We start from the raw sequence: 24,626 nt of genomic DNA, 5'->3' as shown, positions 1-24,626 counted from the left end.
TCAGCCCGAGAGTCGCGCACGAAACAACGTGCAGCCGTCCGTCAGGCGCGACCTGGAGATATCGCGGAATCCAGCCTCGGTCATCCACGCGCGATACTGACCTTCAGTGTACGATTCGCCGTGGCGATAGAGGTTCAGAAAGGTGAGATTGAGAAAGACACCCTCAGGCGGGCCGAGGCGGTCGTCATCGACGACACCCCACCCCGCAATTGCGATCTCGCCGCCATGTGTAAGGCAACGCGCCGCGTTCAGGATCGAACTGCGCGCCTGGTCCGGCGGAAGCACCTGGACGACGGCCTTCAGGATCGCCAGATCGTGCCGACCTATCGATGGCGCGGCGGTTATATCTCCCTCTTCGACAACCACGTCGTCGGCACCGTATTCCGACAGGATAGCTGGCGCGACCGCTGCGACCGTCGGCAGTTCCATCAGCGTCGCCGCAATGTGCGGCCACCGCTCGCGAAGCCCGACCAGTATGGTCCCGGCGCCTCCGCCGATGTCGATCACCGAACCGACCGCAGAGAGGTCCATCTCCTGCGCCAGATGTCGGCCGAAAATCACCCCGCCCGGCGCGAGCATGCGGCTGAAGGCGGCCGCGGCCTCAGGTCCCGCTTCGGAAAAGTCGTGCAGCGCAGCCGGCCGGTTCTGCCGCAGCGACTCAGCGGTCAAAAGGTCGGCTCCCCAGAGCTCGCGCAGCAGCGCATGATCGCCGCCGCGATAGGTTGGCTTGGACGCATCGAGGAAGGCCGACGCTTCGGCTCCGTTGCGAAATTGACCGTCCTCGACTTCAAGGAGGCCGATGCTGGCGAGCGCGTAGAGGAGCCGTGACAGACGATCGGGTTCGACTTTGAGCGTGGCCCCGAGACTGTCAGCAGTCACCGCGCTTTCACTGAGCCGGGTGAAGATGCCAAGGTCCAATCCGGCGCGAAGCGCCAAGGCGGGGGGCACCGCTGCGATCAGCTTGTCGATCCGGTCAGAATCCACCATGTCACATCCCCTCCGCGATCCAGGATCGGCCTTGAAACAGCTCCCATACGATTGGAACCTGCGTGCGGCGCATGTCCCGGCTGAGAACTCCCAACGACGCGGTTGAGATCGCCCGCGCGCGGCTCTAGTCCGAGAACTTCACGCTCACGCCGCGCTGCCGAAAATAAGCCTGCATCAACTTGCGGCCCGAGCGGTTGTTCTGCGCCAGCTTGGTCGGATCGAACACCGCCTGTTTGATCCCCTCTCGCGTCAGCGCCGCCTTAAGCGCCGCGATATGTGTGTCGATGTCGGCATTGTCCGCCCGGAGCGAGGCATAGATGCTCTCGGTCGCCTCGGCCACGGTCAGTTCGCTCATTGGTCTCGTCCTTTGGTTGGTTGGGCGGCGCTTAGCACAGATTCGCGGTCCGCCGATACCGAGACCGTCAGTACACAGCGCCCGTCGTGAAAGCGAAGCGTTCCTTATGGGGTCTCGTAGAGTTCCAGCGGCAATCCATCCGGGTCTCTGAAAAAGGTAAACCGTTGGTCTGTGTATGGGTCGATCCGGATTGGCTCGACGGCAACGCCTGCGGCTTCCAGGCGGATAATTACGGGCTCAAGATTAGCCACAGCAAATGCCAGATGTCTCAGGCCTGTAGCCTCTGGGTGGGACGGCCGCATCGCCGGTGCAGGGAAGGAGAACAATTCCAGTTGGGCCGACCCGATCCGCAGATCTGCCTTCCATGACTGCCGCTCCTCCCGATAAACCTCCCGGATCAGATCGAGGCCGAGGAGTTCGACGTAGAACCGTCGCGACCGGTCATAGTCGGTGCAGATGAGCGCGACGTGGTGAATGGCGTTCAGCATGCTGCTAACCTTGGTCAAGCTGGGATATGAGGCCAAGGTGCTTCAAGGCCTGGATCGTCGCGCGCCACGGCTCCGATTTGCCCTGTCCTTCCACCTCACCCATAACACCCGCGTTCCACCGCCAGCCGCCGCACCAGCGCCAGCACGGCATCGATGGTCGGGGTCGGCTTGTCCGTTAGCCGGCCAAGTTCCTGCACCGCGCTCACCAGCGCGTCGATTTCCATCGGCCGGCCGCGCTCCAGGTCCTGCAGCATCGAGGTCTTGTGTTCGCCGACATCGCCGGCGCCCTTGATGCGCCGGTCGACCGCTATGGGAAAACGCACGCCGAGGCTTTCGCCGATCGCCTGCGCTTCCAGCATCATGGTGCGGGCGAGCGCGCGGGTGCCATCGTCGGCGACAATCGCGGCCAGCGTGCTGCCGGTCAGCGCCGAGATCGGGTTGAAGGAGAGATTGCCCCACAGTTTTACCCAGATTTCGCTGCGGATGTCCTCGCGCACCGGCGCTTGCAAGCCGGCCTTGACCATCTCCTCGGCCAGAAGCGTGACCCGTTCGCTGCGCTCGCCGGAGGGTTCGCCGAGCGAGAAACGCTTGCCCTCGACATGGCGGATGAGGCCCGGCGCATCGACCTCGACCGCGGGATAGACAACCGAGCCGATGATGCGCTGCGGTCCGATCCGCTGCCAGATCGCGCCGCCCGGATCGACCGCGTTCAGCTTGGTGCCTTCGAGCGGACCGCCGACGCCGTGGAAATACCACCAGGGCACGCCGTTCTGCATGGTGACGACTGATGTGTGGTCCCCGAGCAGCGGCGCGATCTGGTCAAGGGCTGGGGAGAGCGAATGGGCCTTCAGCGCCAGCACGACGTAATCCTGGGCGCCAAGCTCGTCGGCTTTGGCGGCGGCCCGGACGGGGACCGAAATCTCCTGGCCATCCTCGATCAGGCGCAGGCCGTCTGCCTTGATCGCTTCCAGATGGGCGCCGCGCGCGACGATCGAAAGATCGGTCCGCCCAGTCATGGCGAGCTTGGCCGCGAGATAGCCGCCGATCGCACCGGCGCCGAAGATGGTGATCTTCATCGTCAAAGCCCGAGCTTGGCGGCGAGGCCGATGCGCTGCAATTTGCCGGTCGCGCCCTTGGGGATCTCGTCCAGGATCAGGATCTTGCGCGGCACCTTGAAGTCGGCAAGCCGCGTCGCGGCATAGGTGCGGATGTCACCCTCGGTGGCGCTGATGCCTTCACGCAGCACAACCGCTGCCGCCACCTCCTCGCCAAGCTTGTCATGCGGCATGGCGAAGGTGACGACCTGCGCGACCGCCGGATGATCCATCAGCACATCGTCCACCTCGAGCGGCGAGATCTTTTCGCCGCCGCGGTTGATGATCTCCTTGAGCCGTCCGGTAACCCTGAGATAGCCGTCTTCGTCGAGCACGCCCTGGTCGCCGGTGTGGAACCAGTCATGCGCGAAGGCGGTGGCGTTGGCATCCGGGTTCTTCTCGTAGCCAACCGTCACATTGGGCCCGCGAATGACGATCTCGCCGGTCTCGCCGGCATTAAGCAGCCGCCCGTCGGGCGCCATGACAGCCACTTCCGGACCGGCGGAGGCACCGACGCTGCCCGGCTTGCGCTGGCCCGGCGGCAGCCGGTTCGACGCCATCTGGTGCGCCGCCTCGGTCATCCCGTAGGATTCGATCACCGGACAGCCGAAGGTCGCTTCCAGCTCAGTCATCACCTGCGCCGGCAGCGATGCCGAGGACGAGCGGATGAAGCGCAGCCGCGCAGCCGCCAGCGCCTCGATGTTGCGTGCCGCGCGCGGCAGGATCGCCTGATGCATGGTGGGCACCGCCGTGTACCAGGTCGGCCGCGCGTCGCTCAGCCACTGGAAGAAGCGCAGCGCGTTGAAGCCGGGCGTGCAGTAGATGCTGCCGCCCGATGCCAGCGACGACAGCACCGCCGCGATCAGGCCGTGAATGTGGAACAGCGGCATGATGTTGAGGCAGCGGTCATCGGCCGTCAGGCCAAGTGTGCCGCCGATATGGGCTGATGAGGCCGCGATGTTGGCGTGGCTGAGCGGCACCAGTTTTGGACGCGATGTCGTGCCCGAGGTATGCAGCAGCAGCGCAATGTCGCTGTCTTGCGCCATGTCGGGTGATGCCGGCGGTCCGATCGCCGCGCCCTCGACCGTGAAGCTGCCGGCCGGTGTGTCCGGCTGCACGACAAGCCGCAACACGCCGATGCCGAGGCGCTCGGCCACCGTCACCGCCGGGCCGGTCTCGCCCTCCGCGACAAGGATCGCCTTGGCGCCGATGTCGGTCAGGTAGAAATTGAGTTCGTCGGCCCGGTAGGTGGGGTTGAGCGGTGCCGTCGAAGCGGCGGCCGCTACGGCGACGAAGGCAGTGGCCATCTCCGGCCCGTTCGGCAGCACGATTGCCACCCTGTCGCCCCGGCCAATGCCGCGCGCATGCAGCTGTTTTGCGGTGTCGGCGATCAGGCTGCGCAATCCGCCATGGCTGAGCGTCGCCCTGTCGGGTGCCAGAATGGCGGGCGCATCGTCGACGCCGGCGGCGAGACGGCGGGAAAGCTCCTTGGGATTTGCAATATTGGTCATGATCACCGACTGGATTTCGAACGACTATTTGCGGGAGCCCTTCTGACGGGCTTGCCTCGATTTGGATACGCCATTGGACAACGGATCGCCTCAGTAGCCAAGCGCCAAACCATCCTTGCGCGGATCGGAGGCACCAGTCAGCGTCCCCCTCTCCCAGTCGATCAGCACCACCTGTCCGCCGCCCAGCGGGTGATGCGGTTCGGCGATGCGGTGGCCGCGCCGCCGCAGGCCCTCGATTGCCTCGGCGGGAACGCCACGCTCGGTCTCCACGGTGTCGTCATTGTAAAACACCCTCGGCGCATCCAGCGCCTGCTGCGGGTCCATGCCGAAGTCGATCATGTTGGTCAGCAGATGGACATGTCCGAAGGGCTGGTAGCCGCCGCCCATGACGCCGAACGGCATCACAACGCGGCCGTTCTTCGTCGCCATGCCCGGCATGATCGTGTGCATCGGCCGCTTGCCCGGCGCGATCGCGTTCGGATGCGCAGGCTCAAGGCGGAAGCTGGAACCGCGGTTCTGCAGCACGATACCGGTCTTCGGGCCGACCACGCCGCTGCCGAACGAATAATAGGTCGAGTTGATGAAGGAGACCGCGTTGCGGTCGCGGTCGACGATGGAGATGTAGACCGTATCGCTGCCGGGCAGGTCGACACGCGGCAGATGCGTCATGGCGCGGTCGCGGTCGATCTCGGCGCGCAGCCGGTCGGCATAGGCGCCGGACAGGAGCTCTTTGACCGGCACTGGGACATGGTCCTGGTCGCCGAGATAGCGGTCGCGGTCGCGATAGGCCAGGCGCCCGGCCTCGATCTCCAGATGCAGGCGCTCGGCGCCATTGGGGTCGAGTCCGCCAAGCTCGAAGCCCGACAGCAAATTGAGCATCAAAAGCGCCGTCAGCCCCTGATTGTTCGGCGGCATCTGGTGGATGTCATGGCCGCCATAGGAGGTGCTGACCGGCGCCACATAATCGCCTCTGGTCGCGGCGAAATCCTCGGCCGTATGAAGTCCGCCCAATGCGTTGAGCCGGCTAACCATATCGTCGGCGACAGCGCCTTCATAGAAACCGGCCCGGCCGTGTTTGGCGATGATGCGCAACGTCGCCGCCAGTTCCGGCTGCCTGTGGATGTCACCCACTTTCGGCGCCTTGCCGCCGGGCAGGAAGATGCGCGCGGCATGCTCGTCGGCCGACAGGTCGGTTTCCGGTTCGGCCCAGTCGAAGGCGACGCGGTCATGCACGACATAGCCGTTTTCGGCATAATGGATGGCCGGTGCCAGCGCCTCGGCAAGGCCCTTGCGGCCATGGTCCTCCAGCAGCCGGCTCCAGGCATCGACGGCGCCCGGCACGGTGACCGCATGCGGCCCCTGTTTCGGAAGCTCGCTAAAACCCTTGTCCAGATACCAGTCGACCGTCGCCTTGGCCGGCGCCCGCCCCGAGCCGTTGAAGGCCAGCACATTGCCTTGTCCCCCGGGAGAATAGAGCACGAAGCAGTCGCCGCCGATGCCCGTCGATTGCGGCTCGACCACGCCCTGCACGGCGGCGGCGCAGACCGCGGCATCCATGGCATTGCCGCCGGAGCGCAGCATCTCGATGGCCGCGAGCGTTGCAAGCGGATGCGACGTCGCGGCGACCGCCTGCGTGGCACGAACCGGCGAGCGGCCTGGAAACTGGAAATCACGCATTCTGTCTGGATATCCCCTGTTCACGTCTGCAAATTGGTCACTTCTGCGAATTCGTCTGGTGAAATCAATGCCGCCGGCCGAAGATCTGCGCAACCGACAACAGCACGACCGAGAGCACGATCAGGCAGGTCGAGATGGCGGCGATCGTCGGGTCGATCTGGTCTCGCAGCGCATTGAACATGCGGCGCGTCAATGTCGTGGTCTCGCCGCCCGATATGAACAGCGAAACCACCACTTCGTCGAAGGAGATGATGAAGGCAAACAGCGCGCCCGAGACGATCGAGAAGCGGATCTGCGGCATCGTCACCTGCCAGAAGGCGGCGACACGGCCGGCGCCGAGGCTGCGCGCCACCCGCTCCTGGTTCATGTCGTAGGAGCGCAAGCCTGACAGCACGGTCAGCACCACCAGCGGCAGCGCCTGCACCGTATGCGCGATGACCAGGCCGGTCAGCGTGTTGTTGAGCCCGATGCGCGCATAGAGGAAGAAGGTGCCGATGCCGATCAGGATCACCGGGACGATCAGCGACGCCGTCAGCAGCGCATTGATGGTGCCGTTGAAGCGCAGCGTGCCCCGGTTGATGGCATAGGCGGCCGCGGTCCCGAGCGGGGTCGCCACCAGCACTGTCATGACAGCCACCTTGATCGAGACGATCGTGGCATCGCACCACTCCAGCGACCCGAAATAGGTCTGGTACCAGCGCAGCGACCATTGCTGCGGCGGGAATTGCAGCAGCGTCGAATCCGAAAACGACATGATGACGATGATGATCGACGGCGCGATCAGGAACAGAAGCACGAGGCCGCCGAGGCAATAGAGCCACAGCCGTTGCCGGTGCGAAATCGGCAGGCCAAAATCCTCGTTCATCGCGAACTCCACACACCTGTGGCGCGCGCGCCGAGCAGCCACTGGAACAGGCCGAGAAGCGCCAGCGTGACCACCAGCAGCACCACGCCGAGTGCTGCACCCGCACCCCAGTTGGAATAGAGGCTGGTGGTCTGTTCCATGCGCATCGCCCACATGATGACCTTGCCGCCACCCATCAGCGCAGGCGTGACGAAGAAGCCCAGGCACAGCACGAAGACGATGACCACGCCCGAGGCGAGGCCGGGCAGCGACAGCGGAAAGAAGATCTGCCGGAAGGTGGCGGCCGGGCCGGCGCCGAGATTCATGCCGGCGCGCAGGCAGTCGGTGTCGATGGTCTTCATCGAGGCGTAGAGCGGCAGCACCAGGAACGGCAGCAAGATATGCGTCATGCCGATGACGACGCCGGAAAAATTGTTGGCGAGCGATAGCGGCTGGCTGATCACGCCGAGATCGATCAGCCAGCTGTTGATCAGGCCTTTGCGCTGCAGGATCACCAGCCAGGCATAGGTGCGCACCAGAACCGATGTCCAGAACGGCAGGATGACGAAGATCAGGCAGATCGACGCCGCCCGGCGCGGCAGCTGCGACAGCATATAGGCCAGGGGATAGCCGAGCAGGACACAGGCGCCGGTGACGATGAAGGCGACCTTGAAGGTGGTGACGAAGGTCTTGATGTAGGAGGCCTGCTCGAAGAAGCGCGCATAATTAGCGGCACTCAACGCGCCGGCTTCGTCGAACAGCGACAGCCAGAACAGCCAGCCGATGGGCACGATGATGATGGCGAAGACCAGAAGCAGGCTTGGCGACAACAGCGCCAGCAGCCGTAGTGATTCACGCCGGGCGTCGGCGCGAAGTGCCTGCTTGTTGAGCTCCCGGCCTGCGGCGCTGCCGATCTCTTCCATGAGGGCGGGCTGCGCGCTCATCAGTCCGCCGCCACCAGGATCGTGTCCTGCGCATCGAGACCGAACGAGACTGGCTGGCCGGGCGCCGGCATTTTGGCCAGCACATCGCTGCGGCAATAGTCGCGCAAAGTCAGCTGCCGGCCGTCGCGCAGCACCGCATAGCAGACGAAGCTGTCGCCCTGATAGATGATGTCGCTGAGCGTCACGTTGAGCACGTTGACGCCGCTTGTCGGTTCGGCGTTTGCCAAGAGCCGCAGCTTTTCCGGCCGCACCACCATCAGGTACTGGCCTGCCGCCGGCGTCGCCGCCGCCGTATGGATTCTTCGGTCCTCGTACCAGACGGAGCCGTTGCGGCACTCGACCGGAATGAAATTCGATTCGCCGATGAAGCCGGCTACAAATTGCGTTTGCGGCCTGGCGTAGAGGCTTTCGGGCTTGTCGAGCTGTTCGATGCGCCCGGCGTTCATCACGGCGATGCGGTCCGACATGGTGATGGCTTCACGCTGGTCGTGCGTGACATAGACCGTGGTCATGCCAAGCCGCCGGTGCAGGCTGCGCAGCTCGATCTGCATATGCTCGCGCAGGCCCTTGTCGAGCGCCGACAGGGGCTCATCCATCAGCACGATGCGCGGCTCGAAGACGATGGCGCGCGCCAGCGCCACGCGCTGGCGCTGGCCGCCGGAGAGCTGGTCGACCCGGCGCTCGCCCAGCCCCCGCAATTTCACCAGATCGAGCGCCTTCTCGACACGCTCGGCTGTCTCGGCGGCGGCGACGCCGCGCTGCTTCAGCGGAAAGGCGATGTTGTGGAAGACGTTCATATGCGGAAACAGCGCGTAGTTCTGAAACACCATGCCGATGTTGCGCTTGTGCGGCGGCGTGGTGATGATCTCGTCGCCGCCGACCTTGATCGAGCCGGCATTGGCTCGCACGAAGCCGGCCAGGATCATCAGCAGCGTCGTCTTGCCCGATCCGGAAGGCCCGAGCAGGGTCAGGAATTCACCAGCCTCAACGTCGAGGTTGAGATCGCGCAGCACAGGCACGCTGCCAAATCGTTTCTCGATCCCGCGCATGCCGATCGGCAACGCGGATGGCGCAATGGACAAGATTTTTCTCTCCTTGGGCGACAAATAAGAGTCGGCGGGGCAGGGCGCCGACTTAGACGCACTGCCTTCAACTGGTGGCCGCAGCCTATTGCTGGACCAGATTGTTGAACTTTTCCGTCGCCTCGACCAGATTGTCGCGCCAGAATTCGGCGTCCTGCAACACCTGCTTCTTGACGTTTTCGGGCGCCGAATTGATGTCCTTGATCCTGTCCTGCGGGATCTTGCCGGTCTCGAAAGCCTTCTCGTTGACCGGCCCGTTGTCGACATAGAGCGGCAGATTGGCCTGCAATTGCGGGCTGACGAACATCGCCAGCGCCTTCATCGCCGCGTCCTTGTTCTTGGAGCCTTTGGGAATGACCATGCAGTCGGCGGTCAGCACGCCCTGGTCGAACGAGAAGCTGACCGGCGCGCCTTCCTTCTTCAAAGTGCCGGCGCGGCCGTTCCAGATGCTCGCCATGTCGACTTCGTCGTCTTTCACCAACTGCATGGCCTGGGCGCCGGAAGTCCACCAGGCGTCGACATGGCCACGGATCTTGTCGACGGATTTTAGCGCGCCATCGATATCGACCGGATAGACCTTGTCGATCGGCAGGCCCGAGGCGAGTGCCGCGACGCTGAGCGTCTCGGTCGCCTGGCTACCGCTCAGCGCGCGCCGCCCCGGGAATTTTTCCACGTTCCAGAAATCGGCCCAGGTCTTGGGGCCTTTGTCGCCGAACACATCGGTCCGGTAGATGAGCACGACAGAGGTGTAGGAAATGCCGACCCAGTCATCATGGACGAGCTTCGGGTTGATGCCGCTCTTGTCGATAATGCCGTAGTCGAGCTTCTCGAACAGCCCTTCCTTCGAGCCGCGCGCGCACTCGTCGGCGCCAAGTTCGGTGATGTCCCATTTCACCGCATTGCCGGTCACCTGCAGCCGCACGTCGTCGAGGCCGTTGGTGGTGTCTTCCTTGATGGTGATGCCGAGCGCGTCGGCGGTCGGCTTGAAGAACGCCTTGGTCTGCGCTTCCTGGTAGGTGCCGCCCCATGAGGCGACGGTGATGGTGTCGCCCGCCATTGCGGGGGCTGCAAGCGAGGCGATGAGGCCCGCCATCGCAACGATACTAGCGTTTCTGGTTCTGTTCATTTTTCGGCTCTCCAACCGGTGTTCCCATTGTTTTTGATTTGGCATGCTATTTTGTATACAATTTTGAGTGTAGCCTAGGGATCGATGTTGTCAACACCGCCGGCGCGCTCGAAATTTGCGCTTCGTGCCGGACCAGGTTGGTGAGGGACGGCTTCGCCGGAGGCGTGGCAAATTGCGCCGACTGCGGCTACAGCTATGCGTGTTTCGGCTGGAAGGCCGGAGAAGTGGGAAGGGAAGCTTGGCCAAGGAAACCAAAAATACGCTGCGCGACTCGGTCTACTCCGCGCTCAAGGCGATGATCGTGACCGGCCAGATTCCGCCGGGCTCGCGCGTCACCGAAAACGACATCGCCGCGAAGCTGACTGTCAGCCGCACCCCGGTGCGCGAGGCCTTCAACCGTCTCGAGCGTGACGGGCTGGTCACTGGCCGGCCGCGCCAGGGCTATGTCGTCACCGAGTTCGACATCAACATGTTCCGCGAAGCCTTCGAGATCCGCGAGCTGCTCGACGGCCATGCGACGGAACTTGCGGCAGAGGCCGCGACGGAACAGGACAAGGTGCGGCTGCGCGCCATGCTGGCCGAATGCGAGCGTCTGGCCGCCATTCCGGAACGAACCAATCGGGAAAAATTCCAGGAACTGGAGGTCGGCATCGACCTGCACCGCGTCATCGCCGAAATCAGCGGCAACGTCATGCTGCACAACATGCTGTGCGGCATCCTCGACAAGTGCCAGCACTATGTCTGGACCGAACTTCTGTGGCTGGACGAATGGAAGATCGCCCGCGATGAGCACGCCGAAATCGTGGACGCCATCTGTGCCGGCGACGCTGCCAGAGCCGGCACGCTGGCACGCGCCCATGTGCGCGGATCGCGAGACAACGTGCTGCGCCTGCTGCAGGCCAAGTCGGACTACCGGAATTTCCTGGCCAAGGCGTCGTGAGGGGCGAGGAGCTTGGGCCAGGCGTGCCCGCCGAATACCCCTGACGACAAGCGCCTTTGAGCCTTCAGCCCTTGCGCTCCTGAAGGCTGTTGCCGCCGTCGACCACCAGCAGGGCGCCATTGACATAGCTGGCACCTTCCGAGGCCAGGAACACCACCGCTGCGGCCACCTCATCCGGCCGTCCGGCCCGCGCCGGCGGCGTGTTCAGGGCAGCTTGCCGCTCCATCTCGCTCGACGAACCCGTTTCGATCCAGCCGGGAGCCACGGCATTGGCCGTGATGCCGCTTTTCGCCACTTCGAGCGCCAGTGTCCGCGTCAGACCGACCATGCCGGCCTTGGCGGCCGAATAGGCTGATGTGCCTTCGAAAGAGACCAGCGGTCCGGTCACCGACGCCACATTGACGATGCGCCCGTAGCCCGCTTCGACCATCGCCGGCAGAAAGGCCTTCGTGACGAGGAATGCGGTCTTAAGGCTGACGTCGATCCCCTGGTCCCAGTCGGCCTCGGTCATGGCGAGAAACGCCTTGTCGACCGAGGGCGATGCCAGCGAGCCCATGCCGGCATTGTTGACCAGGATATCGACCGCGCCGACATCAGCCCGCAGCCGCGCGACATCAGCCGCGATGGTGAGATCGGCGACCACGGCTTTGGCATTGATGCCTTCGGCGCACAACTCGGCGGCGCGATCGAGCACACGCCCGCTGGCGCCCGTGAGGAAAACGGCATGGCCGGCAAGGCCGAGTTGCCGGGCAATGGCAAAGCCGATGCCGTCGGCCGCACCGGCCCCGGTGATAAGTGCGCGTTTGATGCTGGTAGGAGACATGGTCAAATCAGGCTCCGCTGGTTTCCGCCTTGTCTGCGCCGTCGAGCAGTAGCGGTCTCAATCAACGAACCATAGTCCATGGATGGTAATGGCGCGCCCGAAGAGATTCGAACTCCTGACCCCCAGATTCGTAGTCTGGTGCTCTATCCAGCTGAGCTACGGGCGCGCAACAGGCCATGCTTTCCATGACCCCGCAATCCGATCGTGAACGACCGGTCGCGACGAGACGTGTTCCCTAGCGACTGAATTTCCGAAAAGCAAGCCGATCCTGCAAAAGTTTTGTCGCAGATACCTCGACCTATGATCGCAATCCGGATCCTTGCGCTCGAAACGCCCGCGAAGCCAAGCCTCGAACTCATCCTTCAAGGGAAAGGTGCCGATCTTGAAAGGAAGAGCACCTGGCCTGGAAGCAAGAGCACCGGGCAAAACAGCGCTCAAACGATCAAGCCGGCCGGCGCAGGCCGTTGCGGGCCTGGTCGAGCCGGACCGGCTGGTCGGGGATGGTGACGGCGAATGTGGTGCGTCCGCCAATGCTCTCGACCAGCTCCACCGTGCCGCCATGCGCCCGGATCAGTTCGTGCGCGATCGCCAGGCCAAGGCCGGTGCCGCCGCTGCGCGCCGAGCCGCGAAACGCCGCGAACAGGTTTTCCCGCGCCTTGGGCGGCAGGCCGGGTCCGGTGTCGCTGACGGCGATGCGGCTGACGCTGCCCAGACGCACGGCCGACACCGCCAGGCGGCGCACCAGGGCGTTTTCGCTGTCGGCCGCCATCGCCTGCACGGAATTCCGGCACAGATTGGTGAGCACCCTGAACAACTGGTCGGAATCGGCATCGACCTCGAAGGCCGGCTCGACCGAATTGACGAACTCGATGCCTTGCTCGATGTCGAGCAGGCCTTGCACGTCCTCGACCAGCTGCCGGAGCCGGAGCCGGCGCCGCGCGGGCGGCGGCTCCTGCGTGCGGCCGTAGTGAAGCACGCCTTCGGAATAAGACACGGCGCGGTCGAGTGCGCGCAGCAGTTTCGGCGCGAAGGCCTGCACGGTCGGATCCTTGACCTGACGCAGGCGGTCCGACATCAGCTGCGCCGAGGCCAGGATGTTGCGCATGTCATGGTTGATCTTGGAGACCGCGAGGCCGAGGTCGGCAAGATGCTTCTGCTCGGAGAGCATTTTTTGCAGCCGCTCCTGCATCTGCGACAGCTCGCGCTCGGCAACGCCGATCTCGTCGGCGCGGGCAGCCGGATGGATGATCCGTCCGGGATCGTCGGGCGCTTCGGAGAAGGACAGCATCGAGCGCGTCATGGTCCGGATCGGCCCGATCATGATCAGGTCGATGGCGGCATAAACCAGCATGGCGGTGAACAGCGAGATCAGCAGCGAGACAAAGGCGACGTTGCGCGAATAGCGCAGCATCGCATTGCGCAGGCTGTTGTCGGGCATGATCAGCTCGAACTCCTTGTCGGACTCGCCGACCGGGCCGAAGACGCGCAGCATCCGGTCGCCGCCGAAAAACAGCGTGTCGAGCGCGCCTGTCATGCCCTTGATCATGCCGATCGAAGCGATATCGATGTGTTCGTCGACCTTCGGCGGCATTTCGGCCACCACCAGCAGCCGCGAGACGCCGCCGTCGCGCACCGCGATCGCCTTGGCGCCGATCGCCATCAGCACGTCGTTCTGGGCCGTGCGCGACAGCGAGGTGGATTCACCTTGCACCAGCACGATCGACACCGCCGCCGCCGTGCTCAGCCGCTCCTTCAGCCAGTTCAGCCGGTAGCTCGCGATCCAGGGCAGGAAGATCAGCACTTCGGCCAACAGCACGAAGACGATGGTCAGCAGCAGCAGCTTGGTCGACAGGCCGCGCGACAGCGGAACCGTGCGCACGGTGGCTGGCGCCTCGGTGGACCCCGCCGTGCCGATCCCTTCCTGTGCCTGTATGGTTTCGCTCATGCGGCTAATGTCTTCACGATCACTTGATCAACGCAGATTAGGCGATTACGGCTTTCTTGCCAATTTCATCCTTGGTCGCAAACATAAACCGGCCTGAACGGAGCCGGATTGCGCCCGACGACTCCGGATTGACTTCCAAAAGCCTTCTTTCTATAAGCCCGCACACGCTCGGGCCATTCGTCCCGGCGCGGTTTCGATCGCGCCAAAGCCGGCCCGGCAAAGCTCCTGTTACACAGTGACAGAATCAAGAAGGGCCGCACCCCGCGGTATTAAAACAAATGAAGCGTACCTACCAACCGTCTAAACTCGTCCGCAAACGTCGGCACGGCTTCCGTGCCCGCATGGCCACTAAGGGTGGTCGCGGCGTCGTCGCAGCTCGCCGCAACCGCGGCCGCAAGCGGCTCAGCGCCTGAACGGAAGACGAGATCGTTGCCCGCATCCGGCAAGCCAGTGGGACCAAATCCCAAGCGGCTTCTGAAGCGCGCGGAATTCCTGGCTGTCCGTCGTGGTGAAAAACGACGCGGGCGGCTTTTTCTCGTTGAGGTTCTCGACCGCGGCGACGGCCTGTCGCCGCGCGTCGGCTACACCGTCACCAAGAAGGTCGGCAATGCGGTTGTCCGCAACCGTGTCCGGCGGCGGCTGCGAGAAGCCGTCCGTACGCATGCTGCAAGTGACATGGCACCTGGCAATGACTATGTCATCGTCGGGCGCGAAGACGTGCTTACCACTCCGTTCGGCCAGTTGAAGGCCGAACTCTCCCGCCGACTGCGCGGAACACGATAGGCCAAGGGCTTTCGATGGAAAACAACCGGAACTTCTTCATCACCATCGCGCTGTCGGTGCTGATCCTGGCGGTATGGCAATATTTTTACGTGTTGCCGCGCAGCGAAGCCCAGCGCGAAGCGGCCCGCGTCGAACAGCAGCGCGTCGAGGAGCAGAAGAAGGCCGCCGGCACCAATCCCGGTACCGACACCGGAACGCCCGCCGCCCCTGGCGCCATTCCCAATGCACCGGGAACAGACGCCGTGACGCCGGCCGGCCGCGAACAGGCACTCGCCACGACGACCCGCGCCAGGATCGACACGCCGAGCCTCGAGGGTTCGATCAACCTGACCGGCGCCCGTCTCGACGACCTCAAGCTCAAGCACTACACCGAGACGGTCGACAAGAACTCACCCGAGATCAGCCTGCTCAACCCGGCGGCACTGCCCAATGGCTACTATGCCGAGATCGGCTTCGTCGGCAACGACAAGACCGGCGCGGTGCCTGGTCCCGAGACTGTGTGGGCCGTCGACGGCAATGCGACGCTGACGCCGACGACCCCGGTCACGCTGACCTATTCGAACGACAAGGGCCTGACCTTCAAGCGCACCTTTTCCGTCGACACCAACTACATGTTCACGGTGTCCGACACGGTGCAGAATGCGGGCACGGCCGCCGTTTCGCTGTCCAATTACGGCCGCGTCACCCGCTTCGACAAGCCGCTCGTTGCCAGCACCTATGTGCTGCATGAAGGCCTGATCGGCTTCACCGGCACGGAAGGCCTGCAGGAGCACAAATACGCGTCCATCGAGAAGGACAAGCAGTTCACGCCGGGCAAGTCGACCGACGGGTGGCTCGGCATCACCGACAAATACTGGGCGGTGACGCTGGTGCCGACGGAGAAGCAGCCGTTCCAGCCGCGCTACGCCTATTTCGAGGACGGCCGCCATCGCTACCAGTCCGACTTCCTGACCGACCCGATCACCGTCGATGCCGGCCAGTCGGCGACGGTGGAGAGCGAAATCTTCGCCGGCGCCAAGGAAGTCGGCAAGATCAACGCCTATGCGGAAGACCGTCATATCAAGCGGTTCGATCTCCTGATCGACTGGGGCTGGTTCCACTTCATCACCAAGCCGATGTTCTGGCTGATCGACACGCTCTACAAGTTCTTCGGCAATTTCGGCCTGGCCATCCTCGCCACCACCGTCATCGTCAAGGCCATCTTCTATCCGCTCGCCAACAAGTCCTACGCGTCGATGGCGAACATGAAGAAGGTGCAGCCGAAAATGCTCGAGATCCGCGAGAAATACGCGGATGACAAGATGAAGCAGCAGCAGGCGATGATGGAGCTGTACAAGACCGAGAAGATCAACCCGCTTGCCGGCTGCTGGCCGGTGGCGCTGCAGATCCCGGTCTTCTTCTCGCTCTACAAGGTGCTCTACATAACCATCGAGATGCGGCACGCGCCGTTCTTCGGCTGGATCCAGGATCTGGCGGCGCCCGATCCGACGTCGCTTTTCAACCTCTTCGGCCTGATTCCGGTCACCCTGCCGCACATGCTGATGATCGGCGTCTGGCCGCTGATCATGGGCGTCACCATGTTCCTGCAGATGCGCATGAACCCGACGCCGCCGGATCCGACGCAGGCCGCCATCTTCACCTGGATGCCTGTCATCTTCACCTTCATGATGGCGGGTTTCCCGGCCGGCCTCGTCATCTACTGGGCCTGGAACAACACGCTGTCGATCCTCCAGCAGGGCATCATCATGAAGCGCCAGGGCGCCAAGATCGAGCTGTGGGACAATCTGGTCGCGCTGTTCCGAAAGAAACCATCGCCGGCCGAATAGAAGGCGCAGCGCTTTCTCCAGCCTTCAAAGCCCCGCTCGCGCGGGGCTTTTTCCGTTTAAGCAACTCCGGGATCACGTTCCCGTGATCGGCGAAACTTGCGACCCGCCGGCGGCGTGACTGCCTGTGCGTTTCCAAAGGCTATCAATTCCGATCAGCCCTCACCCGGAGGAAGACCATATGCGCTTGCCGTCATTCAGGACCATCGCCCTTTCCGCGCTCATCGCCGGCGTGGCGATTGCCGCGCCCGCCTATGCCAAAAACCCGAATGTCGGCGGCGCGCCGATGTACACCACCAAGAACATCGTCGAGAACGCCGTCAATTCGAAGGATCACACGACGCTGGTCGCCGCGGTCAAGGCCGCCGGCCTGGTCGACACGCTGCAGGGCGCCGGCCCTTTCACAGTCTTTGCCCCGACCAATGCAGCGTTTGCGAAACTGCCCAAGGGCACCGTCGACACGCTGCTGAAGCCGGAGAACAAGGACAAGCTCACCAAGGTGCTGACCGCGCATGTCGTGGCCGGCAAGATTTCGGGCGCCGAGATGATGAAGAAGGCCAGGGCGATGGGCGGCAAGTACGAGATGAAGACCGTCTCCGGTGACACGCTGACCGCCGAATTCAAGAAGGGCAAGCTCTACATCATGGATGAGTCAGGCGGCGAGGCGCGGGTGACGATCGCCGACGTCAACCAGTCGAACGGCGTCATCCATGTCGTCAACAAGGTGCTGTTGCCGAAGTAACGGCTTTCGGCAAAGGGGATCAAGGCAGGTCCGTTGGGGCTTTCTCGGCCTGCCGTCCCGCCTCATGACGAGGTGCCATGTTTCCTGGGAAGTCGTATCGGCATCGGCCGGGGTCCTGTAGTCCCTCACAGGACCCCGGTTTCTTTTTGACTGTTGCTTGTCCAGCCAGATGAGCCTCGACCGTCATCACTCCATCACGGCGCTGTGGTCAATCTTGGCCGGAGTCGCCGGCTTGCGCAGCAACAGAACCAGCGGAATGGCGGCAAGCGACAGGATCATCATCAGCTTGAAGTCGTTCATGTAGCTGATAACAGTCGCCTGCAGCGTCACCACGCCGTCGAGCGCGGCGCGGCCTACGGCGCTGTAGGGATCCATCGCCTGGAAGATCGCCGGATTGCCGAACGCCTGGTTGTAGGGCGTCACATCCGTGGCGATGTTGGCGTGGTTGATCTGCACGTTCTCCGTCAACAGCGCGGTGACGACGGATATGCCGACGCTGGAGCCGATGTTTCGCGACAGATTGTACAGCCCCGTGCCTTCCGCGCGCCGCTCCGGCGCCAGCGTGGCGAAGGTGATGGTGGTCAGCGGCACGAACAGGAAGCCGAGGCCCGCTCCCTGGATGAAGCCGGTGCTGATGATCGTCCATTGCGAGACATCAGGGGTCCAGCCGGTCATGTCGTACATCGCCCAGGCGGTGACCAGCAGGCCCGTAAACAGCAGCCAGCGCGTGTCCACCTTGCCGATCAGCCTGCCGACCAGGAACATGCAAGCCATGGTGCCGAGACCGCGCGGCCCCATGACGATGCCGGCCGTCACCACCGGATAGCCCATCAGCGTCTGCAGATAAGGCGTCATCAGGGCCAGCGAGGCCAGATAGGTGATGCCGATGATGAAGATGAAGACCATGCCGACGGCGAAATTCCTGTCGAGGAAAAGCCTCGGATTCACGAACGTGTTTTTGGCGGTGAAGGTGTGGACGAGGAAGATGTAGAAGGCCGACGCGCAGATCAGTGCCTCGACGATGATTTCGGACGACGAGAACCAGTTGAGCTGCTCGCCGCGATCGAGGAACATCTGCAGCGATGCGATGGTGACGCTGAGCATGCCGAAGCCCAGCCAGTCCAGCCTCGCCTTGAGGTCCGTCTTGGTTTCCTGGACGAACATCGACACGCCGGCGAAAGCCAGCGCGCCGATCGGGACGTTGATGTAGAACACCCAGCGCCAGCTGACATTTTCGGTCAGCCAGCCGCCGATGACCGGTCCGAGCACCGGCCCGACCATCACCGAAACGCCGAACAGCGCCATCGCCGAGCCGCGCTCCTCGACGCTGTAGATGTCGAGCAGGATGCTCTGCGCCAGCGGCACCAGGGCCGCGCCGAACAGGCCTTGCAGCAGGCGGAAGCCGACGATCTGCGGCAGCGACTGCGCGAACCCGCACAGCACCGATGCGACGACGAAGCCGGTGATGGATATCAAAAGGATGCGCTTGCGGCCGAAACGATTGGCAAGATAGCCCGAAGGCGGCGTCATGACGGCCGCCGCGACGATGTAGGACGTCAGCACCCAGTTTATCTGGTCGGCGCTCGCCGAAACGCTGCCCTGGATATAGGGCAGCGCCACATTGGCGATGGTCGTGTCCAGCGCCTGCATGATCACGGCCAGGATCACGCAGGCGGTGATGGCGCCGCGATTGGCGACCACGCCACCTGTCGCGGACGCGCCGGTCATGACTTTTGTCCGAACCGGCCGAGGAGGTCCGTCACGAAGTCCGGCAGGCCGCGCGCATGGCCGGTATCGATGCCGACCACCACGCTCATCCCGCCGCGCAACGGCGGCTTGCCCTGGAGATCGTCCAACGTCACGCGCATCGGAATGCGTTGCACGACCTTGACCCAGTTGCCGGTGGTGTTCTGCGCCGGAAGCAAGGAGAAGCTCGACGACGATGCCGGGCTGATCGAGGCGACCTTACCTTGCCAGACGGCACCGGGGTAGCTGTCGACGCTGATCGTCGCCGTCTGTCCCGGCCGCACATAGGTCAGTTCGGTTTCCTTCGGCTCCGCCGCGATCCACAGATCGGTCGCCGAAATCAGGCTGAAGGCCGGCTGCGAAGCCGGCAGGTATTTGCCGACCTGAAGCGCGTCGACATTGGTGACGATGCCGTCGAACGGCGCCTTGACGATGGAATCGGCAAGATTGCGCTGTGCGTCGTCCACCGCCGACTGGGCCTGGAGATAGAAGGGGTTCTTCTCCACCGGCTGGCTGGCGTCGCCGCCGAGCTGGGCAAGCGTCGCCTGTGCCTGAGCTTGGGCAACGGACACTTTCTGGCGGGCGGCGACGAGGTCGTGCTGGGCGCTGTCGAAGGTCGCCTTGGAGGAGGTGGAGGTCTTGAGCAGATCCTGCTGGCGCTGGAAAGCGGCCTCGTAATAGGGGATGTCGGCCTGCGCCTGCTCGATCAGCGCCTGCGACTGCTGATAACTCGCCTGCAGGGTCAGCACCTGGTTGCGCACCGTGCCGAGCTGCGCCTGGGCGGCGGCAAGAGCGGTTTCGAAAGAGGCCGGCCGCAGCCGGAAAAGCACCTGGTCCTTCTTCACCGCCTCGTTCTCGTGCACGTCGATCTCGGACACAGTGCCGGAGACATCGGTGGAAACGCCGAGCGACTGCGCCTGGATGTAGGCGTTGTCGGTCGTCATGACCTGACCGCCGATGACGTAGTAATAGCCGCCGACGACCAGCGCGACCGGAAGCAGGGCAAACAGGATCGGCCGTGCCCGCCCGCGCTTCGGCTTGACCGGCGCCGGCGGCGCCACCACAACCGTGGCCTGGCGTGGCTCCTTGGACGGAGCCTCGAGCGCCACCGGCTCCAGGGCGACCGGTGCTTCGAGCTCGTCATTGTCGATGAGGGTGCCGGCTCGCCTTTGCTCGCGTTCGCTGTCCAGTCGGATGACCCGGTCGCGCGCCCCGCCGGCGGCGGATCCGTCTTCTTCGACAGGCTTCTTTGGTGAGGTTGATTCAGCCATGTGTTTTCTCCCGGTCGGCGGCAGGCTGGGTGCAAGCCGCGAGCAGATTGGATTTGATGAGGGATAGGGTTTGCAGCAGATGCAGCTGGGCATCCGCGGAAAGACCAACAAAGGCCTCGTCACGCGTCTTCTGCCCATTGCTGCGCATGATTTCGATGAGCGGATGGGCATGCGGCTTCAGGTAGAGCAGCCATGCGCGGCGGTCAGCAGGATTGGGCCGGCGCTCGATGAAGCCACGTGCTTCCATCTTGTCGAGCAGCCGGGCGAGCGTGATCGGCGTGATCTCGATAAGATCGGCCAGTTTGCTCTGGTGGATGCCTTCATGCAGGCAGAGATAGGCCAGCACCTGCCACTGGGCGCGGGTCAGCCCCGATGCCCGCGACCTCTGCTCGAACCGCTTTCGAAGCAGGCGCGCGACATCGTGCAGCACGAAGCTGATGTTGGGTGACGATGGCATGGGAGGCACTGGAGTTTTTCGGCGCGACTTTAGTGAGCATGCTTATTATCATCATGCACATAATCCCGCTGGACGCAGTGCGCAAGACGGACTAAGCCCGCCTGGAAAAAATGACGCATGGGCTGCGACGCCACAAAAGCCTCAGGTAGCAGGCAGTTGCCGGGCAAGGATACGACGATGAATTGGCTGAAGATCGCGACCGTGGCGGCCATTGCGGGATGGCCCGGAATTGCGCTCGCAAAGGACGCCGTCAGCTGCGGCGGCGCCGCGATGCTGGGTGGCGCGCAATTGAACTGCAGCCACGTCGAACCCCAGGCGCCGCCTCAGTTTTGCACCTATAGCTGGGCTCTCCACATGCCGGCCGGTGACCAGAAAATCGTCGAAGGAACCTTCATGCTGCCGCCCGGTGCTGCGAACGTCACCGTCTATCAGGGCAGCGGTTTCGACAGCGCGCTGTCCGATCCGATCGTGATCTGCCGCGGCAGCAAATGAGCAAGGCCGTCAAGGAAAGCTCGCTCGTCGCCCGATTGGTGCTATAGGGCGGATCACGCTATTTTGAACGGGCGCATTCGAGTTTCGGATGCGCCTGGCTGCCATTTCTCTGACGGATTTCGACATGGACGGACCCAACCCAGACATCAAGCACCCGATCCCGATGCATACCCGCGTCGGCTTCCTTAAGGGGCTGGTGAACGCGCCGAACATCGAGGTCGGCGACTTCACCTATTATGACGACCCCGACGGTCCGGACAAATTCGCCGAAAAATGCGTCCTGCACCATTATCCGTTCATTGGCGACAAGCTGATCATCGGCAGGTTCTGCGCCATCGCCGAGGGCGCGCGCTTCATCATGAACGGCGCCAACCACGCTATGTCCGGCTTTTCGACCTATCCGTTCAATATTTTCGGCCATGGCTGGGAAAAGGGTTTTGACCCGGCGACCTGGTCCAGGGAAGTGCGCGGCGACACCATTGTCGGCAGCGACGTCTGGATCGGCATGGAGGCGGTGATCTTGCCCGGGGTGGAAATCGGCCACGGCGCCATCGTTGCCGCGAAATCGGTGGTGACGCACGACGTGCCGCCCTATGCGATCGTCGCCGGCAACGCGGCCAAGGTGGTAAAGATGCGTTTCGACGACCGGACAATCAGGCGGCTGCTGGCGGTGGCGTGGTGGGACTGGCCGGTGGACAAGGTCAGCCGCAACCTCGATGCTATCCGGGGTGCCAATATTTCTCTTCTGGAGGCAGCAGCTTGAACGCTCTGAACAGCAGCACAATCGGCACCGAACTGTTCACGCGAGGATGGATCTTCATCCGCGGCGTGCCGGCCATGAAATTCCTGCCGCCGGAAGGGCCGCCGGAAATCGCCTTTGCCGGCCGCTCGAATGTCGGCAAGTCGTCGCTGATCAACGCGCTGGTCAACCAGAAGGGGCTGGCGCGCACCTCCAACACGCCGGGGCGCACCCAGGAGCTCAACTATTTCGTGCCGGATGGATTTTCGGGTGAGGGCGCCGACCTGCCGCCCTTGGCGCTGGTCGACATGCCGGGCTACGGCTACGCCACCGCGCCGAAGGAGAAAGTCGACGAGTGGACCAAGCTGGTCTTCGACTATCTCAAGGGCCGCGTCACGCTGAAGCGCGTCTATGTGCTGATCGACGCCCGCCACGGCATCAAGGCCAAGGACGATGAAGTGCTGTCGCTGCTCGACAAGGCGGCGGTGTCCTACCAGATCGTCCTGACCAAGACCGACAAGATCAAGACTGCCGGCGTGCCGCGGCTGATCGAGGAGACGCTGGCAAAGATCAAGAAGCGGCCGGCGGCGTTCCCGTTCGTGCTGGCGACGTCTTCGGAAAAAGGCGAGGGCCTTCAGGAATTGCAGGCGGCCATCGTGCTTGCCGCCAATGGCGGCTAAGCTATGTCGATATTCAGGTGATGCCGGCCTGCAAACGACGGCTTTCTGCGCTTCCGGTGCTCACGGACCCGAATGTCCGCTCCGCTCCGGTTCTCGAAAGCCACCGTTTTCGGCTCGGCCTGACCTGAATCTCAACACACCTTAGAACTGGGTTAAGGCTTGGCCTCGATAGCAATCGTGTGATGGCCTTCTTCCGCCACAAGCCTTTCGGTGCCGTATGCCTTGAGGAACATGCTGACGCCTGACCTGACGATGTGATCGATCTCGTCTTGGGTCGGGGCTTTCGTGCGGTAGGCGAAGATGCACTGGCGGAACAGACCGGCCAGGCACAGTTCGGTGAACTGATAGGCGGCAAGATCGACATCGTCGATGCGCAGCAGGTCGCGCTCGATGGCGGCATTGAGAAAGGCCGCGACCTTGTCGTGGCCACGCTTGGGACCGCGCTCGTAAAAACGCGCGCCCATGTCGGGTATCCGGTCGGATGCCCCGATCACCGTGCGCTGTGCCTGGATGACCTTGGCCGACGTGATCTTGAGGGCCAGCACCTTGCCGAACTTCACCAGCGTCTCGCGCAGATTGTCGGCGTTGTCCAACACGTCATACATGTTCTTGAAGATGGTGCCGCGCTCTTCCTCGATCAGCGCTTCGAACAGCTCCTCTTTGTTGGCGAAGTAGACGTAGATCGTACCCTTGGAAACACCGGCCTCGCGGGTAATGTCGTTCATCGAGGCGGCTTCGAAGCCCTTGTCGATGAAGACACGACGGGCGCCGTCGATGATCTGGCTGCGCTTGACCGGATCCTGCCCCGCGGCCGGGCGGCCACGGCGCAAGCTTTCCAACAGGTCGTCGCACGACTCGTTTTCGACATTGGGCGGGGTCTCGGCCATGAAAGTCACACCTCGAAAATAATTCGAACCAAGCGGTTCGATTGCCCTTGATATGGTCCTCTTTACGCGCTATGTCAACGGCCGGATCGAACCGAACGGTTCAGTATCATATTATAACTTTAGAGAGATGTCATGTCCTCGAACGCGCCGACCACAGCCGAAGTCCGTCCCTTCCCCAACGCCAAGGTTGCGCCGGCGACGGAAGCGCCGGATATGCCTGTCCAGCCCGTCTCGTCGCCGCCGGCAGAGGCCCCGGTCAAGAAGAAGCGCTCGGTGCGTTCCTTTCTGCTGCCGATCATCGGCGTTGCCTTGCTGGGCGCCGGCGCCTGGTACGGTTACGATTACTGGACAACGGGCCGCTTCATGATCTCGACGGACGATGCCTATGTCCAGGCGGACATGGCGTTCATATCGCCCAAGATTTCCGGCTATGTCGATCAGGTCAAGGTCAGCGAGAACCAGCTGGTCAAGGCCGGCGATCCGCTGCTGGTCGTCGATGACGGCGATTACAAGATTGCCGTCGCCCAGGCCGAGGCGCAGATCGCCACCTTGAGCAAGACGCTCGACCGTATCGACGCCCAGACCGACGCGGCCCGCGCCTCGCTGCAGCAGGCGCAGGCGCAGAAGGTCGCCGACCAGGCCGCGGCCGACAATGCAGCCAAGGTCGCGGCGCGCGCCTTGCAGCTGCTCAAGACCCATGTCGGCACGCAGGCGCAGCTGGACGACGCCCAAACGGCGGTCCAGCAGGCCGATGCCGCCCTTGTCGGCGCCGACGCACAGATCGCCGCCGCGCAGGCCAATATCGGCGTGCTGCAGGCGCAACGCGCGGAATCGGCGAGCACGCTGGCGTCCCTGCAGCTCAGCCATGACAAGGCGCTGCGCGATCTTTCCTTCACCGTGCTCAAGGCGCCTTATGACGGCATCGTCGGCAACCGCTCGGTCGAACAGGGCGACCTTGTCAGCCCCGGCCAGAAGCTCGCCGTCATCGTGCCGATGGACAAGCTCTACATCGTCGCCAACTTCAAGGAGACGCAGCTTGCCCGGCTGGTTCCCGGCGAGAAGGTCAAGATCTCGGTCGATGCGACCGACGGCCAGGACTTCGAGGGAACCGTCTCGTCGCTGGCGCCGGCTTCGGGTGCCGTGTTCTCGCTGCTGCCACCCGAAAACGCCACCGGCAACTTCACCAAGGT

At 63.5% G+C, this 24,626-nt stretch carries 25 protein-coding genes and 1 tRNA gene; 9 read left to right on the top strand and 17 right to left on the bottom strand.

What is annotated here, in order from left to right; genetic code table 11:
* From EOA13_RS18160 to EOA13_RS18115, 10 genes are all read right to left on the bottom strand, one after another.
* Complete coding sequence (locus tag EOA13_RS18160; RefSeq protein ID WP_127294639.1) at positions 1–987, bottom strand: methyltransferase; 987 nt, start codon at positions 985–987, stop codon at positions 1–3.
* Between the two features lie 124 nt (positions 988–1,111).
* A complete protein-coding gene (locus EOA13_RS18155) occupies positions 1,112–1,342 on the bottom strand; it encodes a hypothetical protein (protein ID WP_127294637.1) in 231 nt (76 codons plus the stop codon).
* A 104-nt stretch (positions 1,343–1,446) separates the two neighbouring features.
* Positions 1,447–1,830, bottom strand: coding sequence for a VOC family protein (locus tag EOA13_RS18150; RefSeq protein WP_127294635.1), 384 nt, complete (start codon positions 1,828–1,830; stop codon positions 1,447–1,449).
* Between the two features lie 95 nt (positions 1,831–1,925).
* The gene (locus EOA13_RS18145; protein WP_127294633.1) at positions 1,926–2,906 is read right to left on the bottom strand and encodes a 2-dehydropantoate 2-reductase; all 981 of its coding nucleotides are present in this window, start codon (positions 2,904–2,906) and stop codon (positions 1,926–1,928) included.
* 2 nt (positions 2,907–2,908) lie between these two features.
* On the bottom strand, positions 2,909–4,435 hold the full coding sequence (locus EOA13_RS18140) for an acyl--CoA ligase (RefSeq protein ID WP_127294631.1): 1,527 nt from the start codon (positions 4,433–4,435) through the stop codon (positions 2,909–2,911).
* Between the two features lie 90 nt (positions 4,436–4,525).
* Positions 4,526–6,112, bottom strand: a complete 1,587-nt coding sequence (gene ggt / locus EOA13_RS18135) for a gamma-glutamyltransferase (protein ID WP_127294629.1) — start codon at positions 6,110–6,112, stop codon at positions 4,526–4,528.
* 64 nt (positions 6,113–6,176) lie between these two features.
* Positions 6,177–6,977 carry an ABC transporter permease gene (locus tag EOA13_RS18130; RefSeq protein ID WP_127294628.1) on the bottom strand — a complete coding sequence of 267 codons (801 nt, stop codon included), beginning with the start codon at positions 6,975–6,977 and terminating at the stop codon, positions 6,177–6,179.
* Positions 6,974–7,900, bottom strand: a complete 927-nt coding sequence (locus tag EOA13_RS18125) for an ABC transporter permease (RefSeq protein ID WP_127294626.1) — start codon at positions 7,898–7,900, stop codon at positions 6,974–6,976. Before EOA13_RS18125 ends, EOA13_RS18130 begins: the two co-directional genes overlap by 4 nt.
* A complete protein-coding gene (locus tag EOA13_RS18120; protein ID WP_127294624.1) occupies positions 7,900–8,982 on the bottom strand; it encodes an ABC transporter ATP-binding protein in 1,083 nt (360 codons plus the stop codon). Before EOA13_RS18120 ends, EOA13_RS18125 begins: the two co-directional genes overlap by 1 nt.
* Positions 8,983–9,067: 85 nt before the next feature.
* Positions 9,068–10,108, bottom strand: coding sequence for an ABC transporter substrate-binding protein (locus tag EOA13_RS18115; RefSeq protein WP_127294622.1), 1,041 nt, complete (start codon positions 10,106–10,108; stop codon positions 9,068–9,070).
* 238 nt (positions 10,109–10,346) lie between these two features.
* Between EOA13_RS18115 and EOA13_RS18110 the strand changes: the two genes are divergently transcribed.
* Complete coding sequence (locus EOA13_RS18110) at positions 10,347–11,048, top strand: GntR family transcriptional regulator (RefSeq protein WP_127294620.1); 702 nt, start codon at positions 10,347–10,349, stop codon at positions 11,046–11,048.
* A gap of 64 nt (positions 11,049–11,112) precedes the next feature.
* Here the strand turns inward: EOA13_RS18110 and EOA13_RS18105 are convergent, their stop codons facing one another.
* From EOA13_RS18105 to EOA13_RS18095, 3 genes are all read right to left on the bottom strand, one after another.
* The gene (locus tag EOA13_RS18105) at positions 11,113–11,871 is read right to left on the bottom strand and encodes an SDR family NAD(P)-dependent oxidoreductase (protein ID WP_127294754.1); all 759 of its coding nucleotides are present in this window, start codon (positions 11,869–11,871) and stop codon (positions 11,113–11,115) included.
* A gap of 89 nt (positions 11,872–11,960) precedes the next feature.
* Positions 11,961–12,037, bottom strand: a tRNA-Arg gene (locus tag EOA13_RS18100).
* Positions 12,038–12,313: 276 nt separating this feature from the next.
* Entirely contained in the window at positions 12,314–13,816 is a 1,503-nt protein-coding gene (locus EOA13_RS18095) for a HAMP domain-containing sensor histidine kinase (RefSeq protein ID WP_127294618.1), read from the bottom strand.
* Between the two features lie 278 nt (positions 13,817–14,094).
* Between EOA13_RS18095 and rpmH the strand changes: the two genes are divergently transcribed.
* From rpmH to EOA13_RS18070, 4 genes are all read left to right on the top strand, one after another.
* Positions 14,095–14,229, top strand: coding sequence for a 50S ribosomal protein L34 (rpmH, locus tag EOA13_RS18085; RefSeq protein ID WP_008833937.1), 135 nt, complete (start codon positions 14,095–14,097; stop codon positions 14,227–14,229).
* Between the two features lie 16 nt (positions 14,230–14,245).
* Positions 14,246–14,599: a ribonuclease P protein component gene (rnpA, locus tag EOA13_RS18080; protein ID WP_013528505.1), complete on the top strand. Its 354-nt coding sequence runs from the start codon at positions 14,246–14,248 to the stop codon at positions 14,597–14,599.
* A gap of 14 nt (positions 14,600–14,613) precedes the next feature.
* Positions 14,614–16,425: a membrane protein insertase YidC gene (gene yidC / locus EOA13_RS18075; RefSeq protein ID WP_127294616.1), complete on the top strand. Its 1,812-nt coding sequence runs from the start codon at positions 14,614–14,616 to the stop codon at positions 16,423–16,425.
* Positions 16,426–16,603: 178 nt separating this feature from the next.
* Positions 16,604–17,164, top strand: a complete 561-nt coding sequence (locus EOA13_RS18070; RefSeq protein WP_127294614.1) for a fasciclin domain-containing protein — start codon at positions 16,604–16,606, stop codon at positions 17,162–17,164.
* Positions 17,165–17,350: 186 nt separating this feature from the next.
* On the opposite strand, the gene EOA13_RS18065 is transcribed toward EOA13_RS18070, so the two are convergent.
* From EOA13_RS18065 to EOA13_RS18055, 3 genes are read right to left on the bottom strand one after another with little or no spacing between them, the layout of a single operon-like run.
* The gene (locus EOA13_RS18065) at positions 17,351–18,892 is read right to left on the bottom strand and encodes a DHA2 family efflux MFS transporter permease subunit (protein WP_127294612.1); all 1,542 of its coding nucleotides are present in this window, start codon (positions 18,890–18,892) and stop codon (positions 17,351–17,353) included.
* Positions 18,889–20,181: an HlyD family secretion protein gene (locus tag EOA13_RS18060; protein ID WP_127294610.1), complete on the bottom strand. Its 1,293-nt coding sequence runs from the start codon at positions 20,179–20,181 to the stop codon at positions 18,889–18,891. Before EOA13_RS18060 ends, EOA13_RS18065 begins: the two co-directional genes overlap by 4 nt.
* Positions 20,174–20,638: a MarR family winged helix-turn-helix transcriptional regulator gene (locus tag EOA13_RS18055; RefSeq protein ID WP_127294608.1), complete on the bottom strand. Its 465-nt coding sequence runs from the start codon at positions 20,636–20,638 to the stop codon at positions 20,174–20,176. The genes EOA13_RS18060 and EOA13_RS18055 overlap by 8 nt, the downstream gene beginning before the upstream one ends.
* A gap of 177 nt (positions 20,639–20,815) precedes the next feature.
* On the opposite strand from EOA13_RS18055, the gene EOA13_RS18050 reads away from it, so the two are divergent.
* The 3 genes from EOA13_RS18050 (at position 20,816) to yihA (ending at position 22,549) form a co-directional block, all read left to right on the top strand.
* The gene (locus tag EOA13_RS18050) at positions 20,816–21,130 is read left to right on the top strand and encodes a hypothetical protein (protein WP_127294606.1); all 315 of its coding nucleotides are present in this window, start codon (positions 20,816–20,818) and stop codon (positions 21,128–21,130) included.
* Between the two features lie 124 nt (positions 21,131–21,254).
* Positions 21,255–21,893, top strand: a complete 639-nt coding sequence (locus tag EOA13_RS18045; protein WP_023810785.1) for a CatB-related O-acetyltransferase — start codon at positions 21,255–21,257, stop codon at positions 21,891–21,893.
* Positions 21,890–22,549, top strand: coding sequence for a ribosome biogenesis GTP-binding protein YihA/YsxC (gene yihA, locus EOA13_RS18040; protein WP_127294604.1), 660 nt, complete (start codon positions 21,890–21,892; stop codon positions 22,547–22,549). The genes EOA13_RS18045 and yihA overlap by 4 nt, the downstream gene beginning before the upstream one ends.
* 152 nt (positions 22,550–22,701) lie before the next feature.
* Here the strand turns inward: yihA and EOA13_RS18035 are convergent, their stop codons facing one another.
* A complete protein-coding gene (locus EOA13_RS18035; protein WP_127294602.1) occupies positions 22,702–23,436 on the bottom strand; it encodes a TetR/AcrR family transcriptional regulator in 735 nt (244 codons plus the stop codon).
* Positions 23,437–23,568: 132 nt separating this feature from the next.
* Here EOA13_RS18035 and EOA13_RS18030 point away from each other — a divergent pair.
* Positions 23,569–24,626, top strand: a 1,058-nt coding sequence (locus tag EOA13_RS18030) for an HlyD family secretion protein (protein ID WP_164780151.1), incomplete at its 3' end; no start/stop codon positions are given.

Origin of the sequence: Mesorhizobium sp. M7A.F.Ca.US.011.01.1.1 (genome assembly GCF_003998295.1) — a bacterium.
Lineage (GTDB): Bacteria > Pseudomonadota > Alphaproteobacteria > Rhizobiales > Rhizobiaceae > Mesorhizobium.
This window is presented reverse-complemented; position numbering and strand designations above follow the sequence as displayed.